1 protein-coding gene is annotated in these 3,311 nt (G+C 70.5%); it reads left to right on the plus strand.

Features of this window, described 5'->3' with window-relative positions; all coding sequences use genetic code 11:
• On the plus strand, positions 1-3,311 hold a 3,311-nt coding region (locus tag AC1DYI_RS30265), incomplete at both ends, for an amino acid adenylation domain-containing protein (protein ID WP_477207821.1).

A 3,311-nucleotide genomic window follows, 5' to 3' on the forward strand; every position in this document is an offset into this window, starting at 1 on the left:
ATGTGGCCCCGCGCGACGAGCGCGAAGCGGCGCTGTGCGCGCTTTGGCAGCAACTGCTGCGGGTCGAGCGGGTGGGCGTGCACGACCACTTCTTCGAGGTGGGCGGGCATTCGTTGCTGGCCACGCGGCTGGTCAGCGCCGTGCGTGCGGCGTTCGGCGTCGACCTGCCGCTGCGCACCGTGTTCGAGCGGCCCACCGTCGCCGGCCTTGCGCAGGCCCTGGCCGAGCTGCGTGGGACCGCGTCCGACGGGCATGCGCCACCGCCTATCGTGCGAGTCACCGAGCGTGATGCGCTGCGGCTGTCGCTGGCGCAGGAGCGCTTGTGGTTCATCGACCGGCTCGAAGGCGGCAGCGCCCGCTACAACGTCGTGCTGCCGTTGCGACTGGCCGGTTGCTTGGACGCCGGTGCCTTGGCCGTGGCGCTGACGCGCCTGGTCGAACGCCACGAGGTGCTGCGCACGGTCTTCGCCGAGCGTGACGGCACGGCGGTCCAGGTCGTGCAGCCTGCATCGCCGTTCGCACTTCCGACACTCGAGCTGACCGGGCACGATGGTCCGATGCGGCTGCGCGCCGTGCACGATGCGATGGCCGAGGCCGCGGACCGCCGCTTCGACCTCGCACGCGAATGGCCGCTGCGCGGGCAACTGCTCACCCTGGCCGAAGACGAGCACGTGCTGGTCTTGACGATGCACCACATCGCCTCCGACGGCTGGTCGCTCGGCATCCTGACAAACGAGTTGGGCGCACTCTACGCTGCGGCCTGCCGCGGGGAGATTGCGACGCTGCCGGCCCTGCCGCTGCAGTACGCCGACTACGCGCAGTGGCAACGCGGTTGGCTGCAGGGGGAGGTGCTCAGCAGTCAGCTGAGCTGGTGGACCGAGCACCTGGCCGGTGTGCCGCCGGTGCATCCGCTGCCGACCGACCAACCGCGTCCGGCCCAGCAGACCTTCGAAGGTCGGCGCTGGACGCAGACGATCGACGCCCCGCTCGCCACGCGCGTGCACAAGCTGTGCCGCCGCGAGGGTGCGACGCTGTTCATGGTGTTGCAGACGGCGTTCGCCGTGCTGCTCGGCCGCCACGGCCGCAGTGACGACATCGTCGTCGGCACGCCGATCGCCGGGCGTGGTCGCCATGAGGTCGAGCCGCTGATTGGCCTGTTCATCAACATGCTGGTGCTGCGCACACGCCTGGACGGTGAACCCTCCTTCCGCGACTTGCTCGGCCGCCGACGTCGCGAGTCGCTGGAGGCCTACGCTCGCCAGGACGTGCCGTTCGAGATGTTGGTGGATGCGCTGCAGCCGACGCGCAGCCTCGCGCATGGGCCGCTCTACCAGATCGTGTTCGCGGTGCAGAATTTCCAGCGCGAGCGCCTGGACCTGCAAGGCCTCGCACTGCAGGCCATCGAGACCACGGAAGACGCGCTGCGCGTCGACTACGAGCTCGGGCTGCACGTGAGCGAGGTCGGCGATCGCCTGGTGCTGCAATGGTCCTGCAACGCGAACCTGTTCGAGTTCGCCACGCTGCAGCGTCTGGGTACGAACCTGGAGGTGCTGCTGGAGGGCATTGTCGAGCGGCCTGACGCATCGATCGGTGCTTTGCCGCTGCTGAGCGAGGGCGAACGGCAGCAGTTGCTGGTGGAGTGGAACGCGACCTCGACCGACTGGCCGGCGCAGGCCTGCATCCATGAACTGGTCGAGACGCAGGCTGCACAACGGCCGCAAGCCGTGGCGGCCCGCTTCGACGACGGCGAGCTGAGCTACGGCGAGTTGAACGCGCGAGCCAACCGCCTGGCGCGCTGGCTGCGCACCCAGGGCGTGCGCCCCGACACACGTGTGGCGGTGTGCGCCGAGCGCTCGCTCGATCTGGTGGTGGGGCTGCTGGCCATCTTGAAGGCGGGCGGCGCCTACGTGCCGCTGGACGTCGGCCTGCCCGAAGAGCGCTTGCAGTACGTGCTGGACGACGCGCAGGTGCGCATCGTGCTGACCCAGCGCGAGCTGATGGGCGACCTGCCGTTGGGCGACCGGGTCGTGCTGCCGCTGGACGAGGACGTGCTCGCGCGGTTGACCGGACAGCTCGCGGCGGACGACCTGCCGCGCGACGGGCTGGCGCCCGAGCACCTGGCCTACGTGATCTACACCTCGGGCTCGACGGGTGAGCCCAAGGGCGTGCTGGTGACGCACGGCAACGTGGTGCGGCTGGTCAGCGACCAGACCTACCTGCAACTGGGCCCGCAGGACGTGGTGGCGCAGGCGTCGAACGTGGCGTTCGATGCGGCGACGTTCGAGCTGTGGGGCGCGCTGGCGCATGGCGCTCGGCTGGTGCACGTGGGCAAGGAGGTGCTGCTGGAGCCGCAGCGCCTGCGCCAGACGCTGCGACGCGAGGCGGTGACGACGCTGTTCGTGACGACGGCGCTGTTCAACCAGGTGGGCGCCGAATGCGCGGACTGCTTTGCGCCGCTGCGCTGGCTGCTGTTCGGCGGCGAGCAGGTGAACTACGAGGCGGTGGACCGGGTGCTGCAGGGTGGGGCACCGGGGCAACTGCTGCACATGTACGGGCCGACGGAGACGACGACGTTCGCGACCTGGTCGGTGCTGCAGGGGCGGTACGTGGGCACGGGGCGCACGATCTCGATCGGGCGGCCGATGCGCAACGTGCGGGCGTACGTGCTGGACGAGGCGGGTGCGCTGCTGCCCACCGGGGCGGTGGGCGAGCTGTACCTGGGTGGCGAGGGCGTGGCGCGGGGCTACCTGAACCGCGAGGCGCTGACGGCAGAACGATTCGTGAACGATCCGTTCGCCCAGGGCCGGCTGTACCGCACCGGGGACTTGGTGCGCTGGTTGGCGAACGGGGAGTTGGAGTTCGTCGGGCGGGTCGACCACCAGGTCAAGATCCGGGGCTTCCGCATCGAGCTGGGCGAGATCGAGCACCGGCTGGCGGCGTGCGAGGGGGTGCAGGAAGCGGTGGTGCTGGCGCGCTCGGATGACGGCGCGGACGCCGGCGGGAACAAGCGGCTGGTGGCRTACGTGGTGGCACAGCCAGGCGAGGCGGCCGAAGCGCAGGCCTTGCTGCCGCAGCGCTGCCGCGAGGCGCTGGCGCGGCAGCTGCCCGAGTACATGGTGCCGGCGGTGGTGGTGGTGATGCCAGCGCTGCCGCTGAACGCCAACGGCAAGGTCGACCGCAAGGCGCTGACGGCGCCGCGCTCAGAGGACCTGCTGCGCGAGGCGCATGTCGAACCGCGCAACGAAGTCGAAGTCCGGCTGTGCGCCATCTGGCAGAACGTGCTGCGCGTCGAGCGTGCCGGCGTGCACGAC

The sequence above is a fragment of the Ideonella sp. P3_A4 genome (genome assembly GCF_056403075.1).